This window comes from Janthinobacterium glycogeni (genome assembly GCF_051380725.1).
GTDB lineage: Bacteria > Pseudomonadota > Gammaproteobacteria > Burkholderiales > Burkholderiaceae_D > Janthinobacterium.
The window spans coordinates 51,689-67,937 of sequence record NZ_JBNYXP010000017.1; the positions used below are offsets into that span (position 1 = coordinate 51,689).

The following is a 16,249-nucleotide window of genomic DNA, read 5'->3' on the forward strand; positions in this document are numbered from 1 at the left end:
TTACAGGCCCAGGATCATCTGCGTGATGATGTTTTTCTGGATTTCATTCGAGCCGCCATAGATCGATGTCTTGCGGTAATTGAAGTAATACGCGGCCAAGGGCGCTGCCAGGTCGTCGCCGGCGCTGCTGTGCGGCGCGCCGCCGTCAAGAAATGCCGGGTCAAAAGGCAAGGCTTGCGGGCCGATGGCTTCGACCATCAGTTCCGTCAGTTGCTGCTGCAGTTCCGAGCCGCGCACCTTCAGCATCGACGCCTGCGGCCCCGGCCCCTTGCCCTCGTCGCTGATGACGCGCAAGACCGTCATTTCCAGCGCCATCAATTCGATTTCCAAGGTGGCCACCTTGGCGGCAAAGGCGGAGTCGTGCAGCAGCGGCGCGCCGCGCTTGGTCTGCTGCATGGCCAGCTGCTTGAGGAAAGTCAGCTCGCGCTTGGAGCGGCCCACGGCGGCGATGCCCGTGCGCTCGTGGCCCAGCAGATACTTGGCGTAGGTCCAGCCCTTGTTTTCCTGGCCGACCAGATTGCTGACGGGCACGCGCACGTTGTCAAAGAAGACTTCGTTCACTTCGTGTTCTTCGTCGAGCATGATGATGGGGCGCACGGTGATGCCCGGCGTCTTCATGTCGATCAGCAAGAAACTGATGCCTTCCTGCTTGCGCACCGTGCTGTCCGTGCGCACCAAGCAAAAGATCATGTCCGCATGCTGGCCCAGGGTGGTCCAGGTTTTCTGGCCATTGACGATGTAATGGTCGCCGTCGCGCTCGGCCGTGGTTTTCAGCGAGGCGAGGTCGGAACCGGCGCCCGGCTCCGAATAGCCCTGGCACCACCAGTCGTCGCAGTTCAGGATGCGCGGCAAGTAGTATGCTTTTTGTTCGGCGTTGGCGAAGGCCATGATGACGGGCGCCACCATGTTGACGCCGAAGGGCAGGATGGGCGGTGTGGCGGCGCGCGCGCACTCGTCTTCCCAGATGTGGCGCTGCACGGACGTCCAGCCCGTGCCGCCGTATTCGACGGGCCAGGCCGGCGCGGCCCAGCCTTGTTGCGCGACAATCTTGTGCCAGCGCACATAGTCGTCCTTGTCCAGACGCAGATGCCGGCGCACCTTGCGCTGCAAGTCCGCCGGCAGATGGGTGTCGAGGAAGGCGCGCACCATGTCGCGGAAAGCCGTCTCCTCGGCCGTGTAATGCAGGTCCATGTCTGTCTCCTTGTTCTTATCGGTTGCCGTGATGACTGCACGCAAGGAAGCTCAGCGCACAAAAAAGCACGACCGTTCTCAAGGATTGTACAACAGATTGGGAATGGCGCCAGGGGTTTTACATGGGCTGGCGCCATGAGGGAGAAGTGGCTGGAATGGGCGGGAATCGGTGTAAGCTGGAAAGAGATGACCAGCGGCTGTGGCTGGCAATTCATTCCCACGCCGGCGTCATTGGATTTGCTCCGAAGGAGCCATCCAGTGCCATGCCAGCCTATCCATCGATTCGCCGACCTGGCGGCAACATTAAAAACTCAGCGGTATCACACCGACCGCCAAGCCGATTCTTCTTTCTTCATGGGTGGCGGGAACAGCACACGCATTTCTATTTCACACGCAATTCATCCATGGCCCGATAAACACGTCCCCACACATCGCGCCTTTTAGCGACTTGCAATGGGGTCAAACCGTCGATGGACGGAGCGTTAATATCCGCACCGGATTCAATAAGGAATTTCACGAGCGAGACATTTACTCCGTCCGCAGCATAGTGGATAGGTTGCCAGCCATTCTTATCCTGGGCATCGATCTTTGCGCCAGCATCCAGCAATACTTTAACAACCTGTTCGTGTTGCAAGGTGTGGCTACGCTCATATCCCTTATCCACAGCAAAATGGATAGGCTGTATGCCATTGTTATCTGCATGGTCAACTTTCGCCCCGGCTGCCAACAACAGCTTGGCCGCTTCCGCATTTCCACTATAACAGGCTCCAAATAATGCTGTCTTGCCAGCCTTGTCAGTAGCATTCACATTGGCAGAAGCCGCAATCAGCATCTGCAAAATCTCCAGGCTGCCTTTCTTTTCAACAGCATGCATGAGGACAGTATTTTCGTACTTCCCACTTTTTTGCTCGATATTGGCTCCAGCATCGATTAATATCCTGGCCATCTCTGTATAGCCGCGCATGGCTGCGAAATCAATGGCGCGTGCCCCGTACTTGTTGGCAGCATCAACGTGCGCCCCTTGCTGCAGCAGTCGTACCACTTCTTTGGTGTCGCCCTTGTATGCCGCCTCATTGAGGTCATTATCAAGTGAGTCGCCTGCATAAACGGTAGACGAGACAAACATTGCCAAGCACGACAGCAGCACGACGAAAACTGACTTTATATTCAAGACATTCATATATTTTATTTTTCCTTTATTTGACATCCGCACGGCGAATCATTACCACTGCCAAAATGAGTCCATCAGTAAATCATTGCACAGGGAATTATTGCATTTTACGCAATTCCCGCGCACGTGTCCACCGCAAAGCTGGCAGTGTCAATTTGCCGCTTCCATATGAACCGGGGCGTCACTTGCAGTCACACGATAAACAGATCCCAAGTTGGCCGAATCCGAAGTTATCTGAACTACATAAAACCAGGAACCGTTCTTTATAAGACTACAGGACGGAAGTTGTGGTCGAGAAGCGCAACTGTTTTGTAGGCGCACTCAAGGAAAGTATCAAAGAATAGCAGTGTGGCGTACTTGGCAGATCCACTCATACAGGAAATCACCCATACAAATGCAGCAGCACCTGGACGGCCACAATCTTGACGATGGTCATGCTGGGGAAAATCATCGCATAGCCGAGGTTCGGGCGGTCCGACCTGGCCAGGCGGTTGGCGAACACCAGGACGGCCGGGTTGCCCGTAGCGCCGGCCGCGATACCGAGCAACTCGGGAAACGGCAGGCGCAGGAAGACCTTGCCCAGGATCACGACGAGAGCCACCACCACCAGCACCGTCACGGCCCCCAGCGCCAGCATGGGCAAGCCATCGGCGCCCACCTGCTGTACGAAGGGCAAGCCCGACGCCATGCCGACGGAGGCGAGGAAGATCGTCAATCCATAGTTGCGCATGACCAGGTTGGCCGACAGCGGCAGGCGCCAGCTGATCTTGCCCACCCTGCCCAGGCGTCCCAGGATCAGCGCCATCACCAGCGGACCGCCCGCCAGGCCCAGGATGAACGAGCCTATCCAAGGCAACGGTATCGGCACCAGACCCAGCAGCACGCCCAGCACCATGCCCATGCCCAGCGACACATAGCTGAACTCGGCCGTAGCCGTGATGGAATTGCCGAACAGCTTGCGCACGTCGGCCGCATGTTTCGCCGGCGCGATGGCCATCACCCGGTCGCCGAATTCCAGCGTCAGGAACGGGTGCGGCAGGATCATGGCGTCACCGCGGCGGATGAAGGCGATCTGCAAGGGAAAATCCTTGGACAGGTTCAGCTCGCCCAGGGGCACGCCGACGATTTCCGCGTCCGACACGAACACTTCCGTGCCGTCGAATGCGCTGCGGTCCTTCATCAGGCGGCCCGGATCCAGGTGGCCCAGCGCCGTGCGCGCCGCCTCCACGCCCGCCACCGTGCCCGACACCATCAGCGCGTCGCCCACGCCCAGCACCAGGCCCGGATCGGGCAAGCGATTCTGGTGGCCCTGACGCACGCCGATCACTTGCACGCCCGCCAGGGGACCGTCGGCCAGTTCGGACAGGGCCGCGCCCGCCAATTTCGCTTCATCGATGGTAATTTCCGACACGACGATGGGCGCCGGCGGCGGCGTCAGCACGGGTTTTAAGATGCGCCCCGCCAGGTACAGGCCCAGCATGGGGCCGACAACGCCGAACGGATACGCCACGGCATAGCCGACGGCCGCGTCACCATTGCCGTGCGACGCTTCCAGCGCCGCCTGCAGCGCGGCCGTGCTGGTCATGGCGCCGGCAAACACGCCGCTGGCCATGCGCAGCGAAATGTCGATCCACTGCCCGCCCCAGACGGAGACGGCCAGGCCGCCCATGACGGCGGCAAAGGCGATCAGATTGTGTTTCTGCCCCGCCCCGCGCAAGCCGGCGAAAAACTGCACGCCGTACTGCACGCCTATGCCATACAGAAACAGCAGCAAGCCGATGGAGCCGACCATGGGCGGCGGCACGGCACCGGGAGCAAAGGCGCCCAGCGCCAGCCCCGCGAACAGCACGCCGCCCACACCCAGCGAAAAGCCGAACACGCTGATGCGCCCCAGCGCATAACCGGCGCCGATGACGAGAAACAGGGCGAGGATGGGCGTCGACTCCAGCGTGTGGCGAAATAATTGAAGCATCAGGCAACCTTGGTCTGGGGAAGGCCCAGTTTAGCATGCACAAAAGCAACACCATACCTCGTTGACAAGCAAGCGTGTGCGGCGACCGGCAGCGTAAAAAGGGCAAAAAAAAGCCCGCTGCGGGAGCGGGCTGAATCTAATTCCTGTGAGGAAGTAGAGGAGACAGGTGCAATGATGCCGCGTCGCAACATATAAATCCAATTGTATGTTGTGATGATAGAAATATGCTTTATCAATATCTTACCCAGCAGCTATGGTTCCCGAAGCCGGATTTTTTTACATTCCTTCCGGGCTGGTCCGTTAAACCAAAGAAACACCTTTAAAAATCAGATACTTGCGGCGCATGGCACATGATTTGCGTAGTTCGGCCTGGCGCGGCAGCCCGGCAGATCGGCGGACTGCCCGCCACGTCGACGCCACGCAGCCCGCCCGGAGGATTTATGCCCCGCACTTCCCCACGCAAAGCCAGCCGGTTTTCATGGCTACGGCAGATCCTGCGCACCTTCCTCCTGCTGTGGTGGCTGGGCGCGGCATCGCTCGCCTGCGCGCAGGAGCCGCCACTGCTGATCAAAGTGATGCCGCTGGGCGATTCGCTCACGGCCGGCTATCCCTTGCAGCCGGAGCGCAGCTACCGGCTGAAGCTGCGCGCCGACCTGCTCGCGGCCGGCAAGGCAATCGACTACGTCGGCAGCGCCGGACTAGACCCCGCCAACCCGCGAGACGACCTTGCCCATCAAGGAATGGTAGGCGCCACGCTCGCCGATATCTCCGGCACGGCACCATGGAACACCTTCCATCCGGCCATCATCCTGCTGATGGCCGGCACCAACGATTTCAGGCAAGTCGACGTCCGCTCCGGTCTCGGCGCCCTGGGCCTGGTCGCCCTGGCTGGCGGGCTTGACACGCTGATCAGGAAAATCAACCAGGACTACCAGGACCGCGGCGAGAAGGTGGAGATCTTTGTCTCGTCCATCCCGCCGATCGGCTATCCCCTCGAAGGCACCGGGCCGACGGTAACGCATACCCTGCTCGATTACCTGCAATCGCAAGGACTCTCGTTTGAAATAGTCGGCGGCCAAAGCGGCGCGGTCGATCAGGCGAAGTTCACCAGCGCGGTAAAAGCTTTCCTGAACCGCAAGAAATTAAACCCTGACCTGGGCAGTATCTTCAAAGCGGCTGATGCGGACGGCGATGCCGTCCTGACGGCGAGCGAGTACGCGGCTGCCCTCCGCTTGCTGGGCGAATACATTCTGAACAAATACAATGGCGACTACAACAACAATGCCCGCACGCTGGCATTGCAGTACAACAATACGCACTTTGTGGACGCCGGCCCGCAACTGACGCTGGCGGACTACACGGACGGCACCCATCCGGCCACCCAGCAGGGCTACGACAAGCTGGCACCCGCCTGGTTCGTCGCCCTGCAGGCATTTTTCGCAAGCAATACGCATTACTGGATCAATGGCAGCGGTTTCTGGGAAGACGGCAATAACTGGTCCGCAACCCCGGACGGGCCGGGCGGCACGGTCCAGCCGACGGGCGGTACGGTGTATCTGCTGCAGCATGACGATATCGACCGGACCGTAACACGCGACAGCGCAGCCGCGCCGGCCCAGCTGCTCGACCTCAGGATCGACGCCAGCGGCACCGGCACCATGACGCTGCGCGCGCAGGCGGACCTGGAAGCCATGCTGACCGTCGTCGGCATAGGCGGCAAGGGCCGGCTGGAACAGACCGGCGGAACCATGGTCGCGCCGACCCTGCTGCTCGGTGCGGAAACGGGCAGTTCCGGTACCTACGTGCTCGACGGCGTGGACACCACGCTCAGGTCCGAGGTGGCGGACCTGGGGTTTAAAGGCAGCGGCAGCTTTACGCAGGACAATGGCAGCAACGAGGTGCTGCGCCGCCTGACCCTGGGCTACGGCGTCGGCGGTGTCGGCAGCTACACCTTGAACCAGGGCATCCTGGCTAGCAACGAAGAATGGGTGGGCATGGATGGCACTGGCGTATTCATCCAGAATGGCGGCAGCCACCAGATTGAAGCCAAGGGACCGATCCTCAGCGGCTTCGAGGGCACACTGTCGATCGGCGGCGGCCATAGCGCCTACACGCTGGCGCGCGGCGCCCTGAGCGCGCTCTTTATCTACAACAACGGCACCTTCGACTATACCGGCGGTACGCTGCAAGCCCAGTTCGTCAACAACGGCGTATTGCGGCTGCGGGGCATACGCCAGATCAAGGGCGACCTGTTCCTGCCGTTGAACGGCCAGATCCAGCTGCCGGATGCCTTTTCCAGCAGCAACCCGACGCGGCTCGAGGTCGCGGCCGGCGCGGAGCTGGAGGGCGAGATCTACGTGACGCTGGCGCCCGGCGTCACGCTCCGGCCGGGCGACAGCACCGACATCCTGCGCGCGGGCGGTGGCATCTCGCCCGTGCCGGGCGTGCTGCGCCTGCCCCTGCTTCCCGGCAAACTCATCTTGCGCGGAGAGTTAGTCGAGCAGAACCACGCGCTGCGCATCACGGTTGGCGAAGTCAACTGTGCCGACGTGGCGCTGGTGCGTCTCAGGCTGGGACAGCGCGGCCCCCGGCTGAACGGCGACGTCAACAACGATGGCGTGGTCGATGTGCGGGACCTGGCCATGATCGCGCACAAGCTGCCGGCAGGCGCCGCTTGCCCGTTTTGATCCACACCAATCCTGACCTGAAGAGGAGCACGACATGGCCACCCGACTGACATCGATTTGCCTCCAGGCCCTGGGCGCCTTGCTGGCCTGTAGCGTCCACGCCAGTGCCGCCCCGATCATCGACATCGAGCCCGAGACCCTGTTCGTGTCGCATGAGCAAAGCTTTGGCGTCAACATCGTGATCCATGACGCCACCGACCTGTTCGCCTTTCAGTTCGACCTGTCATTCGATCCCAGGCTGCTCTCGGCCACCGGTGTCGCCGATGGCGGCCTGCTGTCCGTCGGCGGCCCCGCCATCTTCTCTCCCGGCACGATAGAAAATGTGGCGGGACGCATCTCGTTCACGCTGGGCACGCTGACCGACAACTTGCCCGGCGTGAACGGCACCGGCGCCCTGGCGGGCATCGAGTTCCGGTCACGCAACGCCAGCGGCATCGCGACGCTCAAGCTGTCGGACATCATCCTGCTCGATTCGAACCTGGCCGACATCGCCTTCGCTGCGCCGTTGCCCGCGCCGATCGCCGTGGTCCCGGAACCGGGCACGCTGGCGCTGCTGGCGCCCATGCTGCTGGGCATGGCCTGGATGGTGCGGCGCCGCCCTGCGCACCTGCCGCCACAGGGATAATGCGCGCGCCCCGCCTCTTGCCTCAGCTTGCTGCCGGGCTCGTCCCCTGCCTTTCCGCCTCCACGCGCAGCGCCTCGCGCACGGCGGGACGCTCACCGACGCGCTCGAGCAAGCGCCGCACTTTCGGGAAGGCCGACAAGTCCACCTTCGCATGCGCCGACCAGCCGAGGATGGTATACAGATAGGTATCCGCGATGGAATAGCGCTCGCCCAGCAGATACGGCCCGCCGGCCGCCAGTTGCCGTTCCACATAGTCGAGGCGTGCGGCGATGCGCGAGCGGGCCACGTCCTGCGCCTGCGTGCCGTATTCCGGGTGGAACAGCCAGGGACTGTAGGCCTTGTGCAGCTCGGTGGCGATAAAGCCCAGCCACGACTGCAGTTGCACGCGCGCCAAGGAGCCCGGCGGCGGCGCCAGGCCGCTGGCCGGCGCCAGGTCGGCCAGGTATTGCACGATGGCCGTGCCTTCCAGCAAGATGGTGCCGTCGTCCAGCGCCAGCGCGGGCACGTACAGGTTAGGATTCACCTGCGCATAATCGGCGCCCGTTTCCGTGACGCGTGGAATCCTGCGAATATCGACTCTTTCCAGCTCGAGCGCGATGCCCGCCTCGATGGCCACGATGTGCGGTGACAGGGAACACGTTCCCGTTGCGTAATACAATTTCATGATCAGTCTCCTGAAAAGTTACACGGACGCGGGATCGATTTTTCCCACGTCGATGCCGTATTGGGCGATGGCGTCGCCAATCTTGCTGCGTGGCAGCTGGCCCCCGTCTGCCAGCGCCGTCAGAGCGGCCAGTACGATGAAATGGCGGTCCACTTCAAAGAAGGTGCGCAAGGATTCGCGCGTATCGGAGCGGCCGAAACCGTCCGTGCCCAGGGCGATGAAGCGCCGGTCGTGCACGAACGGACGCACCTGGTCGGCCACGATCCTCATGTAATCGGTGGCGATCACCACGGGGCCTTGCCGGCCGGCCAGGCATTGCGCGATATACGGCACGCGCGGTTCGCTGTCCGGGTGCAGCATATTCCAGCGCTGCACGGCCAGGCCGTCGCGCCGCACTTGCGTCAGGCTGGTGGCGCTCCATACGTCGGCCGCCACGCCGAAATCCTGCTGCAGCAGCACGCCGGCGGCCAGCACTTCGCGCAGGATGGAACCGCTGCCCATCAGTTGCACGCGCGGTGCGGCTGCCGTGGCTGCTGCCGGGCTTTCCTGCAGCAGATACAGGCCCTGCAAGATGCCCGCCTCGGACCCTGCCGGCATGGCCGGGTGCGGATAGTTTTCGTTGAGCAAGGTGATGTAGTAAAAAATGTCTTCCTGCTCGGCAAACATGCGGCGCATGCCGTCGTGGATGATGACGGCCAGCTCGTAGGCATAGGTGGGATCGTAGGAGATGCAGTTGGGAATCACGGATGACAGCACATGGCTGTGGCCATCGTCGTGCTGCAGTCCCTCCCCCATCAATGTCGTGCGTCCCGAGGTGGCGCCCAGCAGGAATCCCCGCGTGCGGGCATCGGCCGCCGCCCAAGCCAGGTCGCCCACACGCTGCAAACCGAACATGGAATAAAAGATGTAGAACGGAACGGTGGCCAGGCCATGGTTGCTGTACGACGTGCCGGCGGCGATCCAGGAGGCAATCGCGCCCGATTCGTTGATTCCCTCCTGCAATATCTGCCCATCCTTCGCTTCCTTGTAATAGCTGAGCTGGCCCGCATCCTGCGGCGTATACAGCTGGCCCAGGTAGGAATGGATGCCGATCTGGCGGAACAGCCCTTCCATGCCGAAGGTGCGCGATTCGTCGGGCACGATGGGCACGATGATCTTGCTCAAGGCGGGGTCTTTCAGCAGGGTGCCCAGGATGCGCACGAAGGCCATGGTGGTGGACGCGCCCCGCTCGCCGCTATCGTTGAGCTGGGTGGCGAACGCGGACAGCGGCGGTATGGGCAATGGCGCCACCTTGCTGTTGCGGGCGGGAATGTAACCGCCCAGTTGTTCCCGGCGCGCGGCGAAGTAGCGCGCTTCCTCGCTGTCCGGCGCCGGCTTCAGATACGGCATGTCTTCCAGCTGGGCATCGCTGACGGGCAAGGCGAAGCGGTCGCGAAAGGCGCGCACGGCGTCGGCGCTCATCTTTTTCAACTGATGGTTGATATTCTGCCCCTCGCCCGCCTCGCCCATGCCGAATCCCTTGACGGTCTTGGCCAGGATCACGGTGGGACGGCCCTGCGTGCGCATGGCTTCCGCGTAGGCCGCGTGGACTTTTTCGGGATCGTGGCCGCCGCGCGTCAGCTGCCAGATCTCGTCATCCGTCATGTGCGCCACCAGCGCCAGCAGTTCCGGATACTTGCCAAAGAAATGCGCGCGCACATACGCGCCATTCTGCGATTTGAAGGTCTGGTAATCACCGTCCACGCATTCCATCATGCGCTGACGCAACAAGCCGCTGGTGTCGCTCTGCAATAAGGCATCCCAGCCGCTGCCCCAGATGACCTTGATGACATGCCAGCCCGCCGCGCGGAAGGTGCCCTCGAGTTCCTGGATGACCTTGCCGTTGCCGCGCACGGGACCGTCGAGGCGCTGCAGGTTGCAGTTGACGACAAAGATCAGGTTATCGAGACGCTCGCGGCCGCCCAGGGCAATGGCGGCCAAGGACTCTGGCTGGTCCATCTCGCCATCGCCGAGGAAAGCCCACACCTTGCGGCCCTGGTGCTCCTTCAAGCCACGGTACTCGAGGTAGCGCATGAAACGGGCCTGGTAGGCGGCCGTCAGCGGCCCCAGGCCCATCGATACCGTCGGGAATTGCCAGAAATCGGGCATCAGGCGGGGATGCGGATACGACGACAAGCCCTCGCGGCCCGCTTCGCGCCGGTAGTTGTCCAGCTGCGCTTCCGTGATGCGGTCTTCCAGATAGGCGCGGCCATAGATGCCGGGCGCGGAATGGCCCTGGATGTAGACCAGGTCGCCGGAAAACTGCGCCGTCTGGCCGCGGAAGAAATGGCTGAAACCCACGTCGTACAGCACGGCCGCCGACTGGTAGGTGGCGATGTGGCCGCCCACGTTCGAGTGTTTGGCCGCGCGCAGCACCATCACCATGGCGTTCCAGCGGATGTAGGCATTCAGGCGGCGCTCGATGGCCAGGTCGCCCGGATACGCGGGCTGGCGCGCCGTGGCGATGCTGTTGGTATAGGCGGTGGTGACGCGGCCGGGCATGCCGCCGTGCTGCGCGGCATCGATATCGACCAGCCGGTCGATCAGGTAGTGGGCGCGCGGACGCCCTTCCACGGCGACGACGGCCTGGATCGCCTCCAGCCATTCTTGGGTTTCCTGCGGATCGATATCGGGTACAGCGAGGGGTGGGGTCATGGCAGTCTCCTGGGGTGGGCATTCATCGTCACGATCGATTGCCGTTGCAATCATTGCACTTGCAATCGTTATGCCGGCCATTGTATAGCGCTATAATTGCATTTGCAACTGTGATCGTTCTGGAGGAATACCGATGTCTGCAACTGAGTCCGCAAGCAAGTCCGCAACGGCGCCCGACCTGTGGTTTGCGTTCGTGCGCACGCACCGTTTGATGATCCGCGAGATCGAGCGCCGCCTGGCGGCAGCCGACCTGCCCGTGTATGCGTGGTATGACGTGCTGTGGGGGCTCGAAAGCGGCCCGGACGGTTCGCGCCGCATGCACGAACTGGCCGATGCGCTGGCCATCGAACGCTACAATCTGACGCGCCTGGTGGACAAGCTGGAAACGGACAGGCTGGTGACGCGCACGCGCTCGCAGGAAGACGGGCGCGCCGCCTTCGTGTCCATCACGGAAGATGGCAAGGTCCTGCGCAAGAAGATGTGGGCCGTGTACCAGGCCACCGTAGCCGACCTGTTCCTGGCGCAATTTACCGGCGGCGAGCAGCAGGACTTCAGCGCCGCCCTGGCCCGCGCCGCCGAGGCGGCACGCGATGCAGCTCAGAGCAAGGCGTAACGCCGCAGCGCGTATTCGACGAACTGCAGCGGCAGCGCACCATCGTCGGCCAAGGCCTTCAAGGCGGTGACGGCCAGCCATGGCGCGCTGACCTCCATCATGGCATCCGCGCCGACAGCGATGAAACGCCCGCTCACATGGCCGCCGATCTGCCCCGCGATGTGCTGCCCGTAGCCGGTGACGGCGATGACGGGTGCGGTGTTGTCATCGAGACAGCGCCGCACATGGGCCAGTCTTGGAGTGGCGCGCGGGTGACGCAGGTTCCACTGCTCTGCCGCCTGCGCATCGCGCGCCAGGCGCGTGTAGCTGGGGCAACTCCACACTTGCGCGACGATATCCCAGTCTTCCTGCAGCAGGCGGGCGGCAGCGGCGACGACGGCCAGCATCCTGCCCGCCCCGCACAGGCGCACCCGGCATGGCGCCGGACCCGGCGGCGACACGCGGTACATGCCCAGGCTGGCCGCTGCCGCATCGGCGGCCGACAGGGGCGCCACCACCACATCCGTATCGTCATCATGCGTGGCCAGATAGTAATAACCTGACTGCTGTTCCAGGTACAGTGTTTCCAGTGCCGAGCGCAGGATGGCGCGCACTTCCTCGCCCGTCGCCGGGTCGAACGGCATGCAATTGTGCTGCGCGGCCAGCCAGGCGGGCAGCGCGGGCTGCACGCCCTTCGGCCAGCGCGAGGCGTGCGTTTCCGCATCGCTGCAGACGATGCCGCGCTCACCCGATTCGACCAGCAACGCGCGCAATGCCGGAAGCGAGGCTGCGCTGCACAGGTAGAGCAGCGGCTTTTCCGCCTGCGTCGCAGCGTGGCGATAGCGAACAGCCCAGGCGCCCGCGGACGCGCCCACGTCCCACGCGTCGCCGTCCGATAAGGGCGGCGCCTGCGCGTCCACCTTGCGCATCCGCGCCACCACCGCGCCGCCCTGCTTCAGGCTGGGCACCATGGTGCCCAGCGCACGGCGCGGCGAAGCATGTGCCAGTGGCAAGCCCGACTCTGGCGCCAGCGCGCTCATGCAGGCATGGGCGGCGCGGCCCGTTTCGCCACCTGGCAGTGGAGAATGGGAAATAAAAGGGGGAGTATGCATGGCGGCTCCTGTTTCCGTATCGCTTGCGCAAGGCAGACATTGCCTATACGATTGCAAATGCAATCATTGTAGTTGCAATCCTATGCGCGAGCAAGGGACGTAAAAGCCAACCGAATCTCCTGCCTTCAAGGTGAAAAATGACACTGAACAATTCTGAAACCGTGCGCATGGCCTACGCCGTGAAACTGACGCATGCGCAAGTCGAGGCGGCGAAGACGCTGTATGCCGCGCACTTCGGCAGTGCCGACAACCCGCAGGCGCTGGCCGCCATCATCGCGGCGCTGGCACGCAACTACAGTTCCGCCGTGGCGGCGAATGTGCTGTAGCGCATCGCGCAGGACGCGGGCAAAAAAAAAGCCCGCTGCGGGAGCGGGCTGAATCTAATTCCTGTGAGGAAGTAGAGGAGACAGGTGAATGATGCCGCATCGCAGCATCATTATCCAATTGCATGTTGTGATGATAGAAATAGGTTTCATCAATATCTCATCCAAGTCGTTCCAAAAATAATGCGTTTTCGATGCGATCGTTGTTCGCGCGTCACCAGCACGCGGGCTTGCTCGACGGTTACGCAAGTCCGCAACGCAAACCCTGGCGGCACTGTCTCGGCATCGCGCGCGATGACTTGCGGATCATTGAGCACATCATAGTCGGCACCCTGGAACAACAATTTCTCGATGCCGGCGTCTCCCGTTGGCAACGGCTTGACGACGATGAGCGACCAGTGGCCCTCATCGCCCAGGAATTGCTTTTGCTTCAGGAACGCGTTGACACGATCTGCATGCGGCGCCGAGTCGCCTAGCTCGCTCTGATACAGCGTCAGCGGGCACAGCACCGTGCCGGCCGGCCATCCCACATCGGGCAGCGCTGCGAGCGTGCCCGGACGCAACTGGGCCAGATGCCGGTCGAGCGGGTGCCGCTCCTCCGAACAGGCACCGAGCGCCATCAGCGCAAGCACGCCGGCGGCGCGGAACAGAGGATTCATCAGTGGGCTTTCTTCATGAGGGCAGGATGACGTGAAGGTATGTTAAGCGATAAGCCGATGAAAACGGGCAAAAAAAAGCCCGCTGCGGGAGCGGGCTGAATCTAATTCCTGTGAGGAAGTAGAGGAGACAGGTGAATGATGCCGCATCGCAGCATCATTATCCAATTGCATGTTGTGATGATAGAAATACGATGCCGCTATATCTCAGCCATAACGCGCTCCCCGCCCCTCCTCCATCCTTAGGTCACGTTCTCGCCGCGCAAGGTTTTCGCGGCCGCCACCATGTTGGCCAGCGCGGGAATCACTTCTTTCCAGCCGCGCGTCTTCAGGCCGCAATCGGGATTGACCCACAGGCGCCGCGCGGGAATGCGCTGGGCCGCCTTGCGCATCAATGTCACCATCTGTTCCTGGCTCGGAATGTTGGGCGAGTGGATGTCATACACGCCGGGGCCGATTTCGTTCGGGTAATTAAAATCATCGAAGGCGTCCAGCAATTCCATGTCCGAGCGCGACGTTTCGATGGTGATCACATCCGCATCCATGCCGGCGATCTGCGCGATGATGTCGTTAAATTCCGAATAGCACATATGCGTGTGGATCTGCGTTTCGTCGGCCACGCCATTGGCCGTGATGCGGAACGACTCCACGGCCCAGCCCAGATACTCGGCCCACTGGGATTGACGCAGCGGCAAGCCTTCGCGCAGCGCCGCTTCATCGATCTGTATCACGCGGATACCGGCGCGCTCCAGGTCCTGCACTTCGGCACGCATGGCCAGCGCCAGCTGGTAGCACGACACGGAACGGGGCTGGTCATCGCGCACGAAGGACCAGTTCAGGATCGTGACGGGACCCGTCAGCATGCCTTTCATCGGCTTGTCCGTCAGCGACTGGGCGTAGGTGCTCCATTCGACCGTCATGGCGCGGGGGCGGCTGATGTCGCCGAACAAGATGGGCGGCTTCACGCAACGGGAACCGTACGATTGCACCCAGCCGAACTGGCTGAAGGCGTAGCCGTCAAGCTGTTCGCCGAAATATTCCACCATGTCATTGCGTTCCGCCTCGCCGTGCACGAAGACGTCCAGACCCAGGGTTTCCTGTTCCTGGACGCAATGGGCAATTTCCGCCTGCATCAGTTTTTTGTAACTGGCGGCATCGAGCTGGCCGTTGCGCAATGTGCTGCGCGCCTGGCGGATTTCCGCCGTCTGCGGGAAAGAGCCGATGGTCGTCGTCGGATACAGCGGCAGTTGCAGTAGCGCAGCTTGCTTGACGGCACGCTCCGCATAAGCGCTCGCGCGCTGGCCCATGCTTGCGGCTATGCGTGCCACGGCCGCTTTCACATCGGGATTGTGCACGCGGCTCGACTGGCGGCGCGCTTGCACGGCCGCATGATTGGCATCGAGCGCCGCCTGCACCGAGGCGCGGCCCTTGTTCAGGGCGCCGGCGATGGTACGCACTTCATCAAGCTTCTGGCGGGCGAAGGCCAGCCAGGATAGGATATCGGCGTCGAGCTTTTGTTCGCTGGCCAGGTCGACGGGCACGTGCAGCAGCGAGCACGACGGGGCAATCCACAGCCGGCCTTGCAGGCTGGCATGCACGGGTTCCAGCCATGCCAGCACTTGCGTCAAATCCGTCTTCCAGATATTGCGGCCATTCACCACGCCCAGGGACAGCACGCTGGACGCTGGCAATTGCCCGATCACTTGATCCACCTCATCGCGGGCATTGATCGCGTCCAGGTGCAGCCCCTGCACGGGCAGCTTGCACGCCAGCGCCAAATTGTCTTGCAGCTTGCCGAAATACGTGGCCAGCAGCAGCTTGACGTGATTGACCTTGCTCAAGGCATCATAGGCCGTGACGAAGGCCTGCTGCCAGGCGCCGTCGAGTTCCGTGACGAGTATCGGTTCATCGATCTGCACCCATTCCACGCCCTGGCCCGCCAGTTCCTGCAGCAATTGCACGTAGACGGGCAGCAAGCCTTGCAGCAGCGCCAGCTTGTCGGAATCATCCTTGGCCTTGCCCAGCCACAAATAGGTGACAGGGCCAATCAGCACGGGTTTGGCCTTCACGCCGAGCTGGCGCGCTTGCGCCAGTTGCCGCAGCAGGCGGCTGCTGTCGAGCTTGAATTGCGTCTCGGCCGAAAATTCCGGCACGATGTAGTGATAGTTAGTGTCGAACCATTTCGTCATTTCACCGGCGTGGACGCAGCTGCAATCGCTGTCGCTGGCCGAGCGGCCGCGGGCCACGCGGAAATAGTTGTCGAGGGCGGCGCCTGCCAGGCCGCGCACGCGCTGCGGCAGGTTGCCCAAGGTGAAACTCAGGTCCAGCACCTGGTCGTAGAAGGAAAAGTCGCCCACGGGCGCCAGGTCCAGCGCGTGCTGGTCTTGCCAGTGGCGCTGGCGCAATTCGGCGCCATGGCCTTCCAGCGCGTCCAGGCTGCTTTGGCCCTTCCAGTAGTCTTCCAGCGCGAATTTCAGTTCGCGTTTGGCGCCGATGCGCGGGTAGCCCAGATTGTGTGTCGTGACGGTCATGGTAGTGCCTCCTGGTGAAGTATGGAGTCAT

12 protein-coding genes are annotated in these 16,249 nt (G+C 62.4%); 4 read left to right on the forward strand and 8 right to left on the reverse strand.

Annotated elements, in window-relative coordinates; all coding sequences use genetic code 11:
* From ACQ4W4_RS25815 to ACQ4W4_RS25825, 3 genes are all read right to left on the reverse strand, one after another.
* Positions 1-1,191 (reverse strand): acyl-CoA dehydrogenase family protein, encoded by a 1,191-nt coding sequence (locus ACQ4W4_RS25815; protein ID WP_436544384.1) that lies wholly within the window; start codon positions 1,189-1,191, stop codon positions 1-3.
* Between the two features lie 382 nt (positions 1,192-1,573).
* A complete protein-coding gene (locus ACQ4W4_RS25820) occupies positions 1,574-2,371 on the reverse strand; it encodes an ankyrin repeat domain-containing protein (RefSeq protein ID WP_436544385.1) in 798 nt (265 codons plus the stop codon).
* A 373-nt stretch (positions 2,372-2,744) separates the two neighbouring features.
* A complete protein-coding gene (locus ACQ4W4_RS25825) occupies positions 2,745-4,334 on the reverse strand; it encodes an aspartate:alanine exchanger family transporter (protein ID WP_436544386.1) in 1,590 nt (529 codons plus the stop codon).
* Between the two features lie 440 nt (positions 4,335-4,774).
* Between ACQ4W4_RS25825 and ACQ4W4_RS25830 the strand changes: the two genes are divergently transcribed.
* Positions 4,775-7,021 carry an SGNH/GDSL hydrolase family protein gene (locus ACQ4W4_RS25830; RefSeq protein WP_436544387.1) on the forward strand — a complete coding sequence of 749 codons (2,247 nt, stop codon included), beginning with the start codon at positions 4,775-4,777 and terminating at the stop codon, positions 7,019-7,021.
* 34 nt (positions 7,022-7,055) lie between these two features.
* The gene (locus tag ACQ4W4_RS25835; RefSeq protein ID WP_436544388.1) at positions 7,056-7,646 is read left to right on the forward strand and encodes a cohesin domain-containing protein; all 591 of its coding nucleotides are present in this window, start codon (positions 7,056-7,058) and stop codon (positions 7,644-7,646) included.
* A 22-nt stretch (positions 7,647-7,668) separates the two neighbouring features.
* Here ACQ4W4_RS25835 and gstA read toward each other — a convergent pair whose 3' ends face one another.
* Both gstA and aceE read right to left on the reverse strand, forming a co-directional pair.
* A complete protein-coding gene (gene gstA, locus ACQ4W4_RS25840) occupies positions 7,669-8,310 on the reverse strand; it encodes a glutathione transferase GstA (protein WP_436544389.1) in 642 nt (213 codons plus the stop codon).
* An 18-nt stretch (positions 8,311-8,328) separates the two neighbouring features.
* Positions 8,329-11,004 (reverse strand): pyruvate dehydrogenase (acetyl-transferring), homodimeric type, encoded by a 2,676-nt coding sequence (gene aceE / locus ACQ4W4_RS25845; protein ID WP_436544390.1) that lies wholly within the window; start codon positions 11,002-11,004, stop codon positions 8,329-8,331.
* A 133-nt stretch (positions 11,005-11,137) separates the two neighbouring features.
* Here aceE and ACQ4W4_RS25850 point away from each other — a divergent pair, with 133 nt between their 5' ends.
* Positions 11,138-11,617, forward strand: coding sequence for a MarR family winged helix-turn-helix transcriptional regulator (locus ACQ4W4_RS25850; protein ID WP_326459694.1), 480 nt, complete (start codon positions 11,138-11,140; stop codon positions 11,615-11,617).
* Here ACQ4W4_RS25850 and ACQ4W4_RS25855 read toward each other — a convergent pair.
* The gene (locus ACQ4W4_RS25855; protein WP_436544391.1) at positions 11,602-12,708 is read right to left on the reverse strand and encodes a transketolase-like TK C-terminal-containing protein; all 1,107 of its coding nucleotides are present in this window, start codon (positions 12,706-12,708) and stop codon (positions 11,602-11,604) included. The two genes, ACQ4W4_RS25850 and ACQ4W4_RS25855, sit on opposite strands and share 16 nt — an antisense overlap.
* Positions 12,709-12,845: 137 nt before the next feature.
* On the opposite strand from ACQ4W4_RS25855, the gene ACQ4W4_RS25860 reads away from it, so the two are divergent.
* Positions 12,846-13,034 carry a hypothetical protein gene (locus tag ACQ4W4_RS25860; RefSeq protein WP_326459692.1) on the forward strand — a complete coding sequence of 63 codons (189 nt, stop codon included), beginning with the start codon at positions 12,846-12,848 and terminating at the stop codon, positions 13,032-13,034.
* A 149-nt stretch (positions 13,035-13,183) separates the two neighbouring features.
* On the opposite strand, the gene ACQ4W4_RS25865 is transcribed toward ACQ4W4_RS25860, so the two are convergent.
* Complete coding sequence (locus ACQ4W4_RS25865) at positions 13,184-13,690, reverse strand: hypothetical protein (protein ID WP_436544392.1); 507 nt, start codon at positions 13,688-13,690, stop codon at positions 13,184-13,186.
* A gap of 239 nt (positions 13,691-13,929) precedes the next feature.
* Positions 13,930-16,218, reverse strand: coding sequence for a 5-methyltetrahydropteroyltriglutamate--homocysteine S-methyltransferase (metE, locus tag ACQ4W4_RS25870; RefSeq protein ID WP_436544393.1), 2,289 nt, complete (start codon positions 16,216-16,218; stop codon positions 13,930-13,932).
* Between the last annotated feature and the right edge of the window lie 31 nt (positions 16,219-16,249).